Here is a 17,343-nt window from a genome sequence, read left to right on the forward strand (position 1 = left end):
AGATCGGGGCTAATTTTATAAAATGGGAAAATTATCTAAGATAAGTTAAACTTAAAAGAGAGAGGGGGAAGGTTCTTGGAATCAATTGTCGTTATAAAAAATGTTACCAAAGTAATTAAAGGAAGAACGATTATAGATAATATTAGTTTTGAAGTTAATAAAGGTGAAGTCTTCGGTTTTCTTGGTCCAAATGGAGCGGGTAAAACAACCACTATTCGAATGATTGTTGGCCTAATGGATATTACTTCAGGTGATATCACGATCGATGGGTATAGTATCAAAGCAAAGTTTGAAGACGCCGTAAGACATGTAGGCGCCATTGTTGAAAATCCTGAAATGTACAAATTTCTCAGTGGGTACCAAAACCTAGTCCACTATGCACGAATGGTAAAAGGGATTACAAAAGAAAAGATTGATGAGACGGTAAAACTAGTGGGATTATCAGAGAGGATCCACGATAAAGTCAAAACCTACTCTCTTGGCATGCGGCAAAGACTAGGATTGGCCCAATGTCTTTTGCACGATCCCAAGGTGTTGATTTTGGATGAGCCGACAAACGGACTAGATCCTGCAGGAATAAGAGAAATTCGGGATTACATCCGTCGCCTTGCAAGGGAAAGAAATATGGCAGTAATTGTATCAAGCCACATCCTTTCAGAAATGGAAATGATGTGCGATCGCATCGGTATCATTCAAAATGGCCGTCTTATTGATGTCCAATTGATACAGGAATTTGTACATGGGACAAATGCAAGTTTTGAGTTCGAGGTTATTCCTAGTGAAAAAGCAATAACCCTGCTGAAAAACAACTTCCCTAATATCCCTGTAACTCCTTCACGAAATGGTATTACGATGGAACTTGCTAAGAAAGAAGTGCCTGAAATGGTAAAGGCTTTTGTTGAAGAGGAGATTCAAGTGTTTGGTATAAGGGAAGTTTCCAAAACATTAGAGGACCGTTTCCTCGAAGTGACGTCAGATAAGGGGGCGATCGAACATGATTAATTTAATTCGCAATGAATTAATGAAAATTTTCAGAAGACCTGGTACGTATGTGATGATTGCAATACTCGTAGTGATTGTCTCTATAACTGGGATTTTTATGAAGTATAATCTGGTTGAAGAAGAACCTAATGTGACGGAAGAATGGAAACCGGTCCTACAACAAGAAAACGAGGCACTGAAAAAACAATTAGAATCTAGTCAAATTAAATTGGAGCAGGAATACTATAAAAAACAAATTGCGATCAATGAATATAGAATCGAGAATAATATCCCTTTTCGAGAAAAGTATAATGTCTGGTCATTTGTAAAAGACAGTTCAGAACTCATTCTATTAGCAGGTTTATTTACGATTGTGATCTCTGCGGGAATTGTTGCCAGCGAATTTAATTGGGGAACGATTAAGCTGCTGCTAATCCGCCCTATTAACCGAACAAAAATATTATTATCAAAGTATTTAACTGTATTGTTGTTTGCGTTGTTAATGGTAGGCATCTTATTTGGATTTTCAGCCTTACTAGGCGCCATACTTTTTGGAGTCCCAGAACAAACACTTCCCTATTTAAACTATTTTAATGGAAGAGTAACAGAGCAGCACATCGTCGTTTATTTAATAAATTATTATGGATTAGGTTCGATTGAGATGATTATGCTGTCTACAATGGCTTTCATGATTTCATCTGTTTTCCGAAATAGCTCCTTAGCGATAGGGTTATCGTTATTTTTAATGTTCACGGGCAGCCAATTTACGGCACTTTTGTCCATGAAGTTTGATTGGGCAAAATACATTTTATTTGCCAACACCAATTTAATGCAGTATATCGAGGGAACCCCGCTGCTAGAGGGGATGACGATGTCATTCTCTATCATTATGCTAATCATTTACTTCGTGATTTTTCAACTATTGGCTTTCTATGTGTTTAAAAAGAGAGATGTGGCTGCATAAAAAATAACCTCTGGAGGCAACTTCAGAGGTTATTTTTTGCGTATAAGTTTCTCATAAACAATGGCAAGTGCTTGTTCAAACTTGCCTGTTTTCTTAGGTTGATAATATTGTTTATTCTTTAATTTATTAGGCAAATATTGCTGAGGTACCCAGCCCGATTCATAATCATGTGGGTATAAGTAGCCAATACCTCTTCCTAGTTCTTTTGCACCCTTATAATGAGCATCCCGCAAATGATCTGGCACTTCACCAATGTTTCCTTTTTGGATATCTGAAAGAGCTTCACTAATGGCGATAACAGCTGAATTTGATTTCGGTGACAAGCATAACTCAATGACAGCGTTAGCCAAAGGGATTCTTGCTTCAGGTAAACCGATTCTCTCCGAAGTTTCAATAGCAGCCAATGTACGTGCCCCTGCCTGAGGACTGGCTAGTCCAACGTCTTCATAAGCAATTACGAGTAGCCGCCTGCTAATGCTTTGCAGGTCCCCGGCTTCAATTAATCTGCCAAGATAGTGCAGAGCTGCATTTACATCACTACCGCGGATCGACTTCTGAAAGGCTGATAGTACATCATAGTGTCCATCTCCATCTTTATCCGAACCAAAGCTTTTTTTTTGCATGCATTCTTCTGCCGTTTTTAGATCAATATGGATGACTTGTTCATCATTTTTGTCTGTAGATAGCACAGCCAGTTCTAAAGCATTTAAAGAGCTGCGGACATCCCCATTAGAGGCTGCAGCAAAATGTGTTAATGCCTCTTCTGTAATATCAATCTTTAATTTCCCGTAACCACGTTCTTCGTCTTCTATGGCACGGACTAATGCAAGTTTCACTGCATCTGGAGTCAGCGGCTTAAGTTCAAAAATTTGACACCTGCTGCGAATTGCAGGATTAATGGCATGATAAGGGTTACTGGTGGTTGCTCCAATTAGCGTTATCATTCCATTTTCTAAAAAAGGTAATAGGAAATCCTGTTTCCCTTTATCAAGTCGATGGACTTCATCTAGGAGCAGTATTACCTTCCCAGACATTTTTGCCTCGGCCGCAACGATTTCCATGTCTTTTTTATTGTTTGTGACAGCATTAAGGGTACGAAAAGCATATTTTGTACTTCCAGCAATCGCACTGGCAATAGATGTTTTCCCGATACCAGGCGGTCCATATAATATCATCGATGTCAGCTGCTTTGCTTTCACCATTCGGGCAATGATTTTATCCTCGCCCACTAGGTGCTCCTGACCTACGACTTCTTCAATTGTTCTAGGGCGCATTCGAAATGCTAGCGGCTTTTGCTGCATAATTCATCTCTCCAAGAAAATAAATGAGTTCCATTTAACTCTACCATTTTCGGGCTCGAAAAGCATAATAAAGTACAATATGGTATAATTGCTAATGCCTATCAAATTACTGTGTATTTAAAATGAATGAAAATAATAGAGGTGTAAAATATGAGAATTTCTACAAAAGGTCGTTATGGATTAACAATTATGGTTGAATTAGCAAAAAATCACGGAGAGGGACCAACTTCTTTAAAGTCGATTGCTCAAGCAAACGACTTATCTGAACATTATCTTGAACAGTTGATTGCCCCCTTAAGAAATGCAGGCTTAGTAAAAAGCATCCGTGGTGCATATGGTGGTTATATTCTAGCAGATATCCCAACTAAAATTACCGCTGGTGATGTCATACGTGTTCTTGAAGGACCGATTACCCTTGTCGAAGGAATCGAGGATGAGGAGCCTGCACAACGCGAACTTTGGATTCGTATACGGGACGCAATTAAATCCGTTCTTGATAATACTACTCTTGATGATTTAGCCAGTCATAGCAACGATACTGAAACAGACGGTTATATGTTTTACATTTAATGTTAAAAGTAGAATAGAGAATTATTTTGGATTGAAGGTGGAACGATGGAAAGAATCTATCTCGACCATGCTGCTACCACTCCGATGCACCCAAGAGTAATTGAAAAAATGATGGAAGTTATGAATAATAACTTTGGAAATCCATCTAGCATTCACTCGTTCGGAAGAGAAGCACGGCACTATATAGACTTGGCACGAGAAACATTGGCTAGGAGTATTGGCGCAAAGGAAAATGAAATTATTTTTACAAGCGGCGGTACAGAAAGCGATAATATGGCCTTATTTGGCGTTGCTGAAAGCTATCAGCATAAAGGGAAGCATATCATCACTACTCAAGTAGAACACCATGCTGTGCTGCATGCCTGTCAGCGTTTAGAAAAAATGGGCTTTGAAGTAACGTATTTGCCTGTAGATGAAACAGGTAAAATATCTCTTAGTGACTTAAGTGAAGCATTGAGAGAAGATACTATCTTGGTCTCCGTTATGTATGGAAATAATGAAGTTGGAACCATCCAGCCAATAAAAGAAATTGGCGAACTTGTATCATCACATCAAGCAGTGTTTCACACTGACGCTGTCCAGGCATATGGAATCGAAGAAATAAATGTGAATGAACTTCATGTTGATTTATTGTCTGTGTCTGCACATAAGATTAATGGACCAAAGGGCACCGGTTTTCTATATGTACGTGACAAGGTTAAATTGGTACCGCGTGCCTATGGCGGAGAGCAGGAAAGAAAAAGACGAGCAGGTACGGAAAATGTTGCTGCTATTGTCGGTTTTCAGGAAGCTGTAAAAGTTGCAAATGAAGATATGTTAATGAAACAGGAAAGTTATCAGGTATTTAAGAAGACCTTTATAGAGCACTTAATAGAACATAGTATAGAATTTTCCATAAACGGATTGCTTGAAAATTCACTGCCTCATGTATTAAACTTAAGCTTTCCGGGAACGAACGTGGAAGCAATGCTGGTGAATCTTGATTTAGCCGGGATAGCTGTTTCAAGTGGTTCGGCATGCACTGCTGGTTCAATTGAACCTTCCCATGTCCTGGTTGCCATGTTTGGTAAAGAATCAGAAAGGTTGATCAATTCGATTCGTTTCAGCTTTGGGTTTAATACAACAGATGACCAAATTATCAAGGCTGCTGAAGAAACGATAAGAATTGTTTCACGTCTGAAAAAATAAATGGTCGACATTTTGAAGGAAAGGAGAGATGAGAAAAATGGATAATAGAGAACCAAAGGATATAAGAGTTGTTGTTGGGATGTCAGGCGGTGTTGACTCCTCCGTTGCGGCACTTTTGTTGAAGCAACAAGGCTATGATGTTATCGGAATCTTTATGAAAAACTGGGATGATACCGACGATACTGGCTTTTGTACAGCAACCGAAGATTATGACGATGTGATTCGTGTATGCAATCAAATTGGTATTCCTTATTACGCGGTTAATTTTGAAAAACAATATTGGGACAAGGTATTTACCTATTTCCTTGAAGAATATAAGGCTGGGCGTACGCCTAATCCTGATGTTATGTGTAACAAAGAAATTAAATTTAAAGCCTTTCTCGAGCATGCGGTCAATTTAGGAGCAGACTATTTAGCAACAGGTCATTATGCTCAGGTGGAGTACCGTGACGGAGAATACAAAATGCTCCGAGGGAAAGATGAAAATAAGGACCAAACTTATTTCTTAAATCAATTGAACCAAGAGCAGCTAAGTAAAGTCATGTTCCCAATTGGTAATCTTGAAAAATCTAGAGTGCGTGAGATTGCTAAGGAAGCAAATCTTGCTACAGCGACGAAAAAAGACAGTACGGGGATTTGCTTTATTGGGGAACGTAACTTTAAAGAATTCCTAGGTCAGTACCTTCCGGCGCAGCCAGGAAACATGGAAACAATGGATGGAGAGGTTAAGGGCAAGCATGATGGCTTAATGTACCATACCATCGGGCAGCGTCATGGCTTAGGAATCGGTGGTTCAGGAGAGCCATGGTTTGCGATTGGCAAGGATTTAAAAAGAAATATCCTTTATGTTGGACAAGGCTTCCATAATGAAAAATTGTATTCGGACTCGATTATTGCCGACAACGTAAGTTGGGTTTCTGACCAGGAAAAGTCTGCAGAATTTACTTGTACGGCAAAATTCAGATACCGTCAGGATGACAATAAAGTTACCGTTCAGCTAATGGATAACAATAAGGTTAAAGTTATCTTTGATGAACCCATTCGTGCGGTGACACCTGGACAGGCTGTTGTTTTTTACAATGGTGACGAGTGTCTTGGCGGCGGAACCATTGATGAAGTATATAAAGATGGACAACGTTTGACATATGTAGGATAAAAAAACCCCTGATTCCGGCTGGAATCGGGGTTTTTTTATATGTTTTGGAGTTTTGTACATATTTCATTTGGGTTTGTACATCTTTTTGTGGTTATTGGACAAATTCTAAAGGGTTTTGTACTTATTTTTATCGGTTTTGTACATTTTTCATTAGGTTTTGTACAATTATCCAAAATACACCAAAAACCCTGGGCATGGTACACGATTATATCCCGAAACTCGCTGAAAAATTGCTGATTTATGGTATACTCTAAAATTAGAACGGAGTGATTATTAAATGGATAAAAACCAATTAGGTGTTCAATACATGCAAGAGGGCAAATGGGAAGAGGCAGCTAAAATCTTTAATGAAATCATTGAAGAAAATCCGAATGATCCGATTGCTTACATAAATTTTGGCAATGTGCTTTCCGCTGTTGGGGATGATGAGAAGGCATTGAAATTTTATGAAAAGGCTATTCAATTAGATGAAAATACGGCAGCGGCCTATTATAGTGCCGGTAATATATATTTTACCAACGACAAGTTTGACCAAGCTAAGAAGATGTTTGAACTGGCGATGAAAAAAGGGCTTAACACAAGTGATAATTATTTCATGTTAGGGTTAACGCTCATGCAACTGGATCAGGGGAAATTTGCACTTCCCTACTTACAAAGAAGTGTCGAACTGAATGAAGAGGATGCGGAAGCACGTTTTCAGTATGGTTTATGCCTGGCGCAACTAGAATTAATCGATGAGGCAATTGTTCAATTTGAAAAATGTATACAATTAGATGACGAGCATACAGATGCTTATTATAATCTAGGCGTGTCCTATGCTTTTAAAGAGAAAGCAGACAAAGCTTTAGCAATGTTCGACCGAGCACTTGAAATACAGCCAGATCATCTTCTAGCAGGACATGCGAAAAAGTTAATCGAATCAGCAAAATAAACCCATTAGATAAGCTAGAAAGGAGGAAGCACCTATGGATAAGCAAAGCACGCTTGATTTATTTGCCGAACAAGGTAAGTTCGTTAAAGGAAAACATCTCGTTACGATTTTTCATAATGAGCAAAATCTTTACACGGTATTAAGAATTCGTGTGGAAGAAACGAATCATGAATATGATGACAAGGAAGCTGTAATCACTGGTTATTTTCCAAAAATTCATGAGCAGGAGACCTATATTTTCTTTGGCGAGTTTAAGGATCATCCTAAGTTTGGCTTACAATTTCACACAAAGCATTTTCGTAAAGATATACCGCAAACAAAGCAAGGGGTGGCAGCTTATTTATCAAGTGAAATGTTTAAAGGGATTGGGAAAAAGACAGCAGAAAATATTGTTGAAACATTAGGAGAAAATGCGATTTCGAAAATTCTAAATCAACCTTCCCTGCTTGATTCTGTTCCAAAGCTTCCTCCTGAAAAGGCGAAAATGCTTTACGATACCCTAATGGAGCACCAAGGTCTCGAGCAAGTAATGGTAGCCTTAAATCAATATGGTTTCGGACCTCAACTTTCAATGAGGATGTATCAAACCTATAAGGATGAAACGCTTGATATTATTCAAAAGAATCCTTATAAGCTTGTTGAAGATATAGAGGGGATTGGTTTTGGCCGGGCAGACGAGTTGGGCTATCAGTTAGGGATTTCGGGTAATCACCCAGACCGTATAAAAGCAGCCTGTCTTTACTCCCTCGAGAACGAAAGCATGCAGACAGGTCATGTATATGTTCATGTCGAGGATTTGCTGATACAGGTTAAAAATCTGCTTGAGGAAAATAAACGCGATCAAATTGAATTCACCGATATTTCGACAGAGATTTTGAAACTTGAAGAAGAGGGTAAATTAATTGGTGAAGAAAAGCGTGTTTACTTGCCTACTTTGTATTTTGCAGAAAAAGGACTTGTTACCAGTATTAAAAAAATACTTGAACAAACTGAATATAACGAGCAATTTCCCGAATCTGAATTTTTGTTGGCATTAGGGAATCTTGAGGAAAGACTAAAGGTACAATATGCTCCGACACAAAGAGAAGCCATTCAAACTGCATTAATGTCTCCAATGTTAATTTTAACAGGGGGTCCTGGAACAGGGAAAACCACGGTTATTAAAGGAATCGTTGAGCTTTATGCTGAATTGCATGGCTGTTCATTGGAGCTTAAGGATTATCATAAAAAGGATGAACCCTTTCCGTTTTTGCTAGCAGCTCCAACGGGAAGAGCGGCCAAACGAATGAGTGAATCGACAGGACTACCGGCAGTCACCATTCACCGCTTACTTGGCTTTAATCGGACAGAGGGATATGATCTTGAAGATGCAAGTCCACTCGAGGGTAAAATCCTTATTGTTGATGAGACCTCTATGTTAGATATTTGGCTGGCAAATCAATTATTTAAGGCACTTCCAGATAATATTCAGGTTATCCTTGTTGGGGATGAAGATCAGCTTCCATCTGTGGGACCTGGTCAAGTATTAAAGGATTTATTAAGGTCTGAAGTTGTACCAACTGTTAGACTAACCGATATTTATCGCCAGGCTGAAGGGTCATCCATTATTGAACTAGCCCATGACATTAAAAAAGGTTATTTGCCTCCAGATGTTACTATGAAGCAGCCAGACCGTTCTTTTATCAAATGTTCAACGGTCCAGATTCCTCAGGTCATTGAAAAAGTAGCACTGAATGCCAAAAGCAAAGGATATTCAGCAAGGGATATTCAAGTTTTGGCACCGATGTATAGAGGTCCAGCAGGCATTGATCGATTAAATGTCTTATTACAAGAAATCTTCAATCCAAACCCAGACGGTACACGCAAGGAAATTGTCTATGGTGAAGTAAAATATCGCATTGGTGATAAAGTACTACAGCTTGTAAACCAGCCAGAAAGTAATGTTTTTAACGGAGATATTGGAGAAATTATTTCTATTATCTATGCAAAGGAAAATACGGAAAAACAAGATATGGTATACATTTCCTACGAAGGAAATGAAGTCGAATATTCAAGACAGGATTTGAATCAAATTACGCATGCCTATTGTTGTTCGGTACATAAATCTCAGGGAAGTGAATTCCCAATCGTCATTCTTCCCATTACCAGAAGTTATTTTCGAATGTTACGTAGAAATCTCATCTATACGGCTATTACGAGGAGCAAACAGTCACTGATTCTGTGTGGTGAAGAAGAAGCACTTAGGATGGGGGTTGAAAGGGCAGATGAACTAAGCCGGCAAACCACTTTATCCCAAAAGCTGCAAGAGATGATCTCGGTTAAGGTATCCACCACCGACGAAGAGCCTGATGATGGAACGATTCTTTCTGCTGAGGAAAGATTAATGCAAGTTAATCCAATGATTGGCATGGAAAACCTTACACCTTATGATTTCATGGTAAATGACTGAAACTATAAATGTTCACAGGAGGTGATACACCCTTTGCGAACATTTTCTTTATTGAAAGGACAGCCGGTTTTCGAATCAAAAACGGGAGCGAAAATTGGTGAAATTACTGATTTGTACATCACGAGTGAAGGGGTCGTAACAGGCCTTTTGGTCAAGAAAGGCGTTTTCTTCAAACACACCTATTTTCTGGACATTCAAGATGTAGCATCGTTTGGCTGGGATGGGGTCATGATTGAAGATGATGATTCTCTTGAACGACTTAAAACAAATCCAGAATATACCCTTAACCACCAACACTCTCTGAACGGCAAAATGCTTATTTCAAAAAGTGGAGAGTCACTAGGATTGTTACAGGACGTATATTTTCATGAAGAATTGGGCACAATCGTAGGGTACGAAATTACGGATGGTTTCTTTTCGGATATAACAGAAGGGAAACAGATAATACAATCCGAGAAGCCCCCTGCGATCGGAAAGGATGCCATCATCGTAGACGTAAATCATTCGTGAGGTGTTCTTTCCATGCTCAAATGTCCCAATTGTCAGAGCAAAGATATAGGTAAAATAGGAATAAACCAATATTATTGCTGGAATTGTTTTATTGAATTGTCACTTGCCAAAGGCGTAATCAATACCCATCAAGTCGAAGAAGATGGTACTCTCAGTTCCTTAGATGACTTGTTTGAAGAAGAAGAGCGTCGTTACACCATATAAAGTGGAAACACTTGTGCACTGAAGGTAGACAGGAAGCACAAAACAAAAAGCACTGTCAAACTACAGAAGAGGTGAGACGTATGAATAAAGTGATGACTTCGGTTGTTGCATTTGGTGTTGGAATGGCAGCCTATAATATGGCAAAAAGAAATAACATGATGTCTGGCCGTCAAATGAAACGAATGTCAAGAAAAGTAAAGAGAGCTTTATTCTAAAAAGTATCCCCCTCATATAGAGGGGGATTTTTGGTGCATGTATAAATTGGCTATTTGTCTCTAAGAATAAAGGTATAAGGAGGCAATGTATCGGTGGGTATTCAGGTTAAATGGTTTTATCGAATCGGTTTTTTGCTTCTTTTACTAATTGCACTTTACGTGTTTTTGAAAATTCGATTCGTATGGTTGCCGATTTTAAGAGTGGCTATCGTGATTATCCTTCCTTTTTTTATAGGTGGATTTATTACATATTTGCTTCACCCAATAGTTGAAAAGTTGCATGAAAAAGGTTTACACCGTGGACTTGCAATATTTCTGATTTATTTTCTTTTCTTTGGTGGTCTTGGCTTAGCGCTATACAAAGGAATTCCTGTCTTTATTGCACAAGTAAAGGATCTGGCAGAAAGCGCACCAATTCTTGCCGAGCAGTACCGAAATTGGATAAAGGATCTTCAATCGCATACACGAGAATGGCCGGATGGTCTTCAAGAGCAATTGAACGAAGGGATAATTGGATTTGAAAAAAGTTTAGATTCCCTGTTGAAGATCATCGTTGATTCTTTACTTAACATCTTTAACTTTGCTTTTGCGATTATGATTATTCCTTTTATTGCTTTTTATATGTTAAAGGATTTCGCGCTCATAAAAAGAGCTGTCTGGTATTTAACACCGAAGAAATGGCGAAGAAAAGGAACGCGGTTTCTTAAGGATATAGATGAATCGCTAGGCAGTTATATTAGAGGGCAGCTACTCGTCTGTCTCATTATTGGCAGTCTATCAGCCATTTTATTTTGGATATTTCATTTGAAATATTCATTACTGTTAGGAATGATTATTGGAGTCACAAATGTAATCCCATATTTCGGTCCGATTATTGGGGCTGTTCCGGCTGTTATTATTGCCGCAACAAGTTCGGTTAAATTAGTAATTGTAACCCTCATAATTGTTTTTGGTTTGCAATTTTTAGAAGGTAATATTTTGTCCCCTTATATCGTGGGGAAGAGTCTGCATATGCATCCGCTAATGATCATGATTGCTTTAACGTCTGGCGGTGAAATAGGCGGAATCCTTGGAATGATTGTAGCTGTCCCTGTGCTAGTTGTACTTAAAGTAAGTGTTATTCATGCTAAAAATCATTTTATGCGTGAAAAAGTAAAGGAACCCGCACCATCAGATTGACAAACGTTTTTTGTGTGGCTATAATCCCTTTATAGAATACTTTGATTAACATGTAGAAGGACCTTAGTATGTTGTAGTCCATCTTTAAGAGAGGAGCTTCCTTGGCTGCGAGAAGTTCTAGATGAAGGATAACAGAAGGCTAGTCTGGAGTGCAGCTAACCACTGCCGTTATTGCCGCGTTAAGGCATTTTTTGAGAGATGAACACCAGAGTATTTTGTGTTCATAATCAGGGTGGTACCGCGAGAACACGCTCTCGTCCCTGCTATGGGATGAGGGCTTTTTTGTGTTCTTTTTTAATCTTTAAGGAGGCGTAGTAAAAAATGAAATACTTGACTGGTTCAGAAATTCGTAAGATGTATTTAGATTTTTTCCAGGAGAAAGGGCATGCGGTTGAACCAAGTGCGTCGCTTGTTCCTCATGAAGATCCATCATTATTATGGATTAACAGTGGTGTTGCCACACTAAAAAAATACTTCGATGGTCGTGTAATTCCAGATAATCCAAGGATAACGAATGCGCAAAAATCAATTCGTACCAACGATATCGAAAACGTTGGGAAAACAGCACGCCACCATACCTTTTTCGAAATGCTTGGTAACTTTTCGATCGGTGAATATTTTAAAGAAGAAGCAATTGAGTGGGCATGGGAGTTTTTAACGGATAAAAAATGGATTGGATGGGACCCTGAACTTCTATCCGTTACCATTCATCCAGAGGATCATGAAGCATTTGATCTTTGGAATAAAAAGATTGGGATTCCAGAGGAGCGAATTATTCGCCTAGAAGGGAACTTCTGGGATATTGGTGAAGGCCCAAGTGGTCCGAATACGGAAATATTCTATGACCGAGGCCCAGAGTATGGGAATGATCCAACAGATCCAGAGTTATATCCTGGCGGCGAGAATGAACGCTATCTCGAGGTTTGGAATCTTGTATTTTCTCAGTTCAATCATAATCCTGACAATACCTATACACCGCTGCCAAAGAAAAACATTGATACAGGGATGGGTCTAGAAAGAATGGCTTCCGTTGTCCAAAACGTGCCAACGAACTTTGATACCGATTTGTTTATCCCGATTATTCGAGCAACGGAAGAGATTTCGGGTGTGAAATATGGCGCTGATAAAGAAAAAGATACAGCATTTAAAGTAATCGCAGACCACATTCGTACGGTTGCTTTTGCCGTTGGAGATGGGGCTTTGCCTTCAAATGAAGGACGTGGGTATGTACTACGCCGTTTACTACGTCGCGCAGTTCGTTATGCAAAGCAAATCAATATCCATCGTCCATTTATGTATGAGCTTGTTCCAGTCGTTGGAGAAATCATGCATGACTTCTATCCAGAGGTAAAAGATAAGACTGATTTTATTCAGAAAGTGATTAAAAATGAAGAAGAACGTTTCCACGAAACATTACATGAAGGATTGTCCATACTAGGAAATGTCATCAAAAAAGAAAAGGAAAAAGGCAGCGATACGATTTCCGGAAGTGATGTATTCCGTCTTTATGACACCTATGGTTTCCCGGTTGAATTAACCGAGGAATATGCAGAAGAAGAGGGAATGAAAGTAGATCACGCTGGTTTTGAAACGGAAATGGAGCTACAGCGCGAGCGTGCCCGTGCTGCACGTCAGGATGTCGATAGTATGCAGGTTCAAGGTGGCGTACTAGGGGACATTAAGGTAGAGAGTGAGTTTATCGGTTATGACCAACTGCAAACAAGTTCTACTGTTGTTGCAATTATTAAAAATGGTGAATTGATTGAGGAAGCATTTAGTGGAGATGAGGTACAGTTAATTTTAGATATCACACCATTTTATGCAGAGAGCGGCGGACAAATTGCTGACCGCGGAATGATTTATGCAGATGGTGTTGAAGTGGCTGTAAAAGATGTACAAAAAGCACCAAATGGTCAAAATCTTCATAAAGCGATAGTGGAGTCCGGCATATTAAAGAGTGACGCAAAAGTAACGGCAACTGTGAATCAAGAGAATCGAGTCCAAATTATTAAGAATCATACTGCTACACACTTGCTTCATCAAGCTTTGAAGGATGTGCTTGGAACGCATGTTAATCAGGCAGGATCATTAGTAGAACCAGATCGTCTCCGTTTTGATTTCTCACATTTTGGTCAAGTGAAACCAGAAGAATTAGAGGAAATTGAAAAAATAGTGAACGAGAAAATTTGGAGAAATATCGAAGTAAATATTAGCCTCAAACCTATTGCTGAAGCAAAAGAAATGGGGGCAATGGCTCTTTTTGGTGAAAAATATGGTGATATTGTTCGTGTCGTTAAAGTTGGCGATTATAGTTTAGAACTTTGCGGCGGCTGTCATGTACCGAACACTTCTGTGATTGGGCTATTTAAAATTGTTTCTGAAGGTGGAATTGGCGCCGGTACAAGGAGAATTGAAGCCGTTACGGGTGAGTCTGCATACCAATTGATGAATGATCAAGTTGGGTTATTAAAGGATGCAGCTGACAAATTGAAAACCAATCCTAAGGAAGTGGTCAATCGGATCGATGCCTTAATGGCTGAAATCAAACAACTGCAGCGCGAAAACGAATCACTTTCAGCTAAATTAGGAAATATTGAAGCTGGCAACCTTGTAACAAAAGCAAAGCAAATTGACGGTGTAACCGTTTTGGCTGCCAAAGTCCAAGCTTCTGATATGAATAACCTTCGAAATATGGCAGATGATTTAAAACAAAAAATCGGTTCGGCTATTATTCTCCTCGGAAGTGTTAATGAAGGGAAAGTCAATTTAATCGCAGCAGTCACAAAAGATTTAAATGACAAGGGCTATCATGCAGGTAAATTAATTAAAGAAGTTGCAACACGCTGCGGTGGAGGAGGCGGAGGTCGTCCGGATATGGCTCAGGCTGGCGGTAAAGATCCAGAAAAACTCGACTCTGCTCTGCAATTCGTAGATGAATGGGTGAAATCAATTTGATAATGAGACAAAGTAGTGTAATATATAGGTAACTAGAAAAGCGGAAGTGCCTTCGGAACAAGCTCAGCTTGTTCCTGCGAGGATTAATCTAAGGAGTTTTCCTTAGTGCCCAGGGGCGACAGGCATAAGACGAGCCGGCGAGAAGGTTGTTTTTTAACCTTCTTGTCGGATTGGCTTAGACCTGAGAGCCCCTAGGCACTGCAGCTAGACACTAAGGCTAAAATTAGCAACGTGTAGAAGTTAGTTATCTCCTCTACTAAAAATGCGAGGTGCAAGTGATGAGCTCATTTGATAAAACGATGAGATTTAATTTTCCTGAAGAGCCGTTTGAACATGACGTAAATGATGTACTTCTTCAAGTTTATGAAGCTTTACAGGAAAAAGGATATAATCCAATTAATCAAATCGTCGGGTATTTACTTTCTGGAGATCCTGCTTATATTCCCCGGCACCGGGATGCTAGGAATATCATTCGGAAACTCGAACGTGACGAAATTATTGAAGAATTGGTGAAATCCTATTTAATACAACGACGTGAGGGTTAAGAAATGCGAATTATGGGATTAGATGTAGGCTCTAAAACAGTTGGTATTGCCATAAGCGATGAACTTGGCTGGACTGCACAGGGCCTCAAAACCCTCAAAATCGACGAGGAAAGAAATAAGTTTGGATTTGATGAAATTGGTCAATTAATAAAAGAGTATGGTATAACTGATGTTGTCATTGGGTTGCCTAAGAATATGAATGGTTCCATTGGACCGCGCGGTGAAGCCAGTCAGCGATACGCAGAGCAACTTGAAAAACTTTTTTCCGTTTCAACCATTTTATGGGACGAGCGCTTAACTACAATGGCGGCAGAGCGAGTTTTGCTTGAAGCGGATGTCAGCCGTAAGAAGCGGAAAAAGGTTATTGATAAAATGGCAGCAATGATGATTTTACAAGGCTATCTTGATAGCAAAAATTAATGAGGTGAAGATATGGAACACGGAGAAAATCAAATTACAATTGTAGATGAAAATGGTAACGAACAATTATGTGAAGTACTTTTTACATTTGAGTCAGAGGATTTTGGCAAGTCTTATGTTTTATTTCAACAAGTTGGTGGAGTCGAAGACGATGAAGAAGGTCCTGAAATTCATGCATATGCCTTCAATCCAAATGACGAAGATGGCGAAGGTGAATTAATCCCAATCGAAACGGAAGAAGAATGGGATATGGTTGAAGAGATGCTCAATACTTTTTACGATGAACAAGAAGACGAAGAATAATACGATGAAAAAAGCGATCCTGATAAAGGGTCGCTTTTTTTATCCATTTTTGAATGCGCTTTCGAACAAAAATTGACATTTTTCGCGGATTATGCTGAAATATTACTGATACGCAGTTTCTAAATGTTAAAAAAAAGAGTTTGAAAGATATATGTTTTAAGGGCTTATGGGAGGGGCAATTAAATGTCGACAGAAGAGAGACACTCGAAAAAAGAGGAAGTACGAAAAAAAATGCTTGAGCATCAGAGTGAAGCAAGAATTGTTCGCAAAATTGTTTTAATGATTAGTATTTTAACCCTTTTTATCCTAGTCTTTATCGGCGGAGGGGGGTATCTTTACATCAAGTCAGCACTACAACCTGTTGACAAGGACAGTAAAGCCAAAACAAAAGTAGAAATCCCAATAGGATCATCCGTAACAGGAATATCCCAAAAATTAGAAGATAGTGGAATCATTAAAAACGCTAAAGTTTTTAAGTATTATGTGAAATTTAAAAATGAAGCAGGTTTTATGGCAGGGGAATATGAGTTGAGTCCCTCTATGGAAATTCCAGAAATCATAAATCGTCTGAAAACTGGTAAGGTGCTGCAGCAGGCGGCTTTTCAATTAACCATACCAGAAGGTAAACAGTTAAAAGAAATTGCTCAAATTATCGCTAAGACAGTAAATTTACCGGAAGAGGAAGTTTTTAATCAGTTAAATGATAGAACCTTCATTCAAAAGATGATGGGGAAATTTCCTAGTTTATTAACAACAGATATCCTGAATCCAAATATTAAATATCCACTTGAGGGTTACTTGTTTCCAGCAACCTATCCATTTTATAAGCAAAATCCAACTGTAGAAGAAATGGTGGTTACCATGCTCGAACAAACTCAAAAGGTGATTATCCCTTATCTAGCAGACCAGGGGGAAGAAGAGTTTACTGCACACCAGTTATTAACCATGTCCTCATTAATTGAAGAAGAGGCAACGAAAGAGGCAGATCGTAAGAAAATATCTAGTGTATTCTATAATCGTATCGAACAAGGAATGCCTTTACAAACGGACCCCACTGTTCTTTACGCTCAAGGAAAGCATAAGGAACGGGTCCTATATGAGGATTTAGAAGTAGATTCCCCTTATAATACTTACAAACATAAAGGGCTTCCTCCTGGACCAATAGCAAATGCAGGTAAAGATTCGCTTGAGGCCGCGGTGCAGCCTGCGGATACAAAACATTTGTATTTCCTTGCTACACCTGAAGGAAAGGTACTTTTTACTGATACATTAGATGAACATAATGCTGCAAAAGCAGAGCATATTACTAACCAGTAATTATAAACAGAGTATCAAGGGGGAAATGGTTTTCTTTCCTCCTTGATTGTGATAAAATAGTTCAAGTGTTTTATGAGCAGACAATAGCGTTTCTTTGAACGCTATTTTTTCATGTCTAAAGAGCATTATATTGGTTAGAATGCTTTTATTAGCTA

General features: G+C 39.0%; 17 protein-coding genes and 1 other annotated feature. Of the genes, 16 read left to right on the forward strand and 1 reads right to left on the reverse strand.

Annotated features, from left to right (window positions below):
• Nucleotides 1–75 precede the first annotated feature (75 nt).
• Complete coding sequence (locus tag QUG14_RS25500; RefSeq protein WP_289343258.1) at nucleotides 76–1,002, forward strand: ABC transporter ATP-binding protein; 927 nt, start codon at nucleotides 76–78, stop codon at nucleotides 1,000–1,002.
• Nucleotides 995–1,945: an ABC transporter permease gene (locus QUG14_RS25505; protein WP_289343259.1), complete on the forward strand. Its 951-nt coding sequence runs from the start codon at nucleotides 995–997 to the stop codon at nucleotides 1,943–1,945. Before QUG14_RS25500 ends, QUG14_RS25505 begins: the two co-directional genes overlap by 8 nt.
• A gap of 29 nt (nucleotides 1,946–1,974) precedes the next feature.
• On the opposite strand, the gene QUG14_RS25510 is transcribed toward QUG14_RS25505, so the two are convergent.
• The gene (locus QUG14_RS25510; protein ID WP_289343260.1) at nucleotides 1,975–3,246 is read right to left on the reverse strand and encodes a replication-associated recombination protein A; all 1,272 of its coding nucleotides are present in this window, start codon (nucleotides 3,244–3,246) and stop codon (nucleotides 1,975–1,977) included.
• Nucleotides 3,247–3,396: 150 nt separating this feature from the next.
• Here QUG14_RS25510 and cymR point away from each other — a divergent pair, with 150 nt between their 5' ends.
• The 14 genes from cymR (at nucleotide 3,397) to mltG (ending at nucleotide 17,188) form a co-directional block, all read left to right on the forward strand.
• Nucleotides 3,397–3,816: a cysteine metabolism transcriptional regulator CymR gene (gene cymR / locus QUG14_RS25515; RefSeq protein ID WP_289343261.1), complete on the forward strand. Its 420-nt coding sequence runs from the start codon at nucleotides 3,397–3,399 to the stop codon at nucleotides 3,814–3,816.
• A 45-nt stretch (nucleotides 3,817–3,861) separates the two neighbouring features.
• On the forward strand, nucleotides 3,862–5,004 hold the full coding sequence (locus tag QUG14_RS25520) for a cysteine desulfurase family protein (RefSeq protein ID WP_289343262.1): 1,143 nt from the start codon (nucleotides 3,862–3,864) through the stop codon (nucleotides 5,002–5,004).
• A 37-nt stretch (nucleotides 5,005–5,041) separates the two neighbouring features.
• Nucleotides 5,042–6,160 (forward strand): tRNA 2-thiouridine(34) synthase MnmA, encoded by a 1,119-nt coding sequence (gene mnmA / locus QUG14_RS25525; protein ID WP_289343263.1) that lies wholly within the window; start codon nucleotides 5,042–5,044, stop codon nucleotides 6,158–6,160.
• 277 nt (nucleotides 6,161–6,437) lie between these two features.
• Entirely contained in the window at nucleotides 6,438–7,091 is a 654-nt protein-coding gene (locus tag QUG14_RS25530; RefSeq protein WP_289343264.1) for a tetratricopeptide repeat protein, read from the forward strand.
• Between the two features lie 34 nt (nucleotides 7,092–7,125).
• A complete protein-coding gene (gene recD2 / locus QUG14_RS25535; RefSeq protein ID WP_289343265.1) occupies nucleotides 7,126–9,540 on the forward strand; it encodes an SF1B family DNA helicase RecD2 in 2,415 nt (804 codons plus the stop codon).
• Between the two features lie 33 nt (nucleotides 9,541–9,573).
• Nucleotides 9,574–10,050, forward strand: coding sequence for a PRC-barrel domain-containing protein (locus tag QUG14_RS25540; protein ID WP_289343266.1), 477 nt, complete (start codon nucleotides 9,574–9,576; stop codon nucleotides 10,048–10,050).
• Between the two features lie 12 nt (nucleotides 10,051–10,062).
• Nucleotides 10,063–10,254, forward strand: a complete 192-nt coding sequence (locus tag QUG14_RS25545; protein WP_289343267.1) for a hypothetical protein — start codon at nucleotides 10,063–10,065, stop codon at nucleotides 10,252–10,254.
• Between the two features lie 80 nt (nucleotides 10,255–10,334).
• Nucleotides 10,335–10,469 (forward strand): YrzQ family protein, encoded by a 135-nt coding sequence (locus tag QUG14_RS25550; protein ID WP_289343268.1) that lies wholly within the window; start codon nucleotides 10,335–10,337, stop codon nucleotides 10,467–10,469.
• Between the two features lie 93 nt (nucleotides 10,470–10,562).
• Nucleotides 10,563–11,648: an AI-2E family transporter gene (locus QUG14_RS25555; protein WP_289343269.1), complete on the forward strand. Its 1,086-nt coding sequence runs from the start codon at nucleotides 10,563–10,565 to the stop codon at nucleotides 11,646–11,648.
• Nucleotides 11,649–11,692: 44 nt separating this feature from the next.
• Nucleotides 11,693–11,913: a binding site (T-box leader), on the forward strand.
• A 56-nt stretch (nucleotides 11,914–11,969) separates the two neighbouring features.
• Complete coding sequence (gene alaS, locus QUG14_RS25560; RefSeq protein WP_289343270.1) at nucleotides 11,970–14,603, forward strand: alanine--tRNA ligase; 2,634 nt, start codon at nucleotides 11,970–11,972, stop codon at nucleotides 14,601–14,603.
• A gap of 278 nt (nucleotides 14,604–14,881) precedes the next feature.
• A complete protein-coding gene (locus QUG14_RS25565; protein WP_289343271.1) occupies nucleotides 14,882–15,148 on the forward strand; it encodes an IreB family regulatory phosphoprotein in 267 nt (88 codons plus the stop codon).
• Nucleotides 15,149–15,151: 3 nt separating this feature from the next.
• The gene (gene ruvX / locus QUG14_RS25570; RefSeq protein ID WP_289343272.1) at nucleotides 15,152–15,568 is read left to right on the forward strand and encodes a Holliday junction resolvase RuvX; all 417 of its coding nucleotides are present in this window, start codon (nucleotides 15,152–15,154) and stop codon (nucleotides 15,566–15,568) included.
• A gap of 12 nt (nucleotides 15,569–15,580) precedes the next feature.
• Entirely contained in the window at nucleotides 15,581–15,871 is a 291-nt protein-coding gene (locus QUG14_RS25575) for a DUF1292 domain-containing protein (protein WP_289343273.1), read from the forward strand.
• Between the two features lie 183 nt (nucleotides 15,872–16,054).
• The gene (gene mltG, locus QUG14_RS25580; protein WP_289343274.1) at nucleotides 16,055–17,188 is read left to right on the forward strand and encodes an endolytic transglycosylase MltG; all 1,134 of its coding nucleotides are present in this window, start codon (nucleotides 16,055–16,057) and stop codon (nucleotides 17,186–17,188) included.
• Nucleotides 17,189–17,343: the final 155 nt, after the last annotated feature.

Origin of the sequence: Neobacillus sp. CF12 (genome assembly GCF_030348765.1) — a bacterium.
GTDB lineage: Bacteria > Bacillota > Bacilli > Bacillales > Cytobacillaceae > Neobacillus.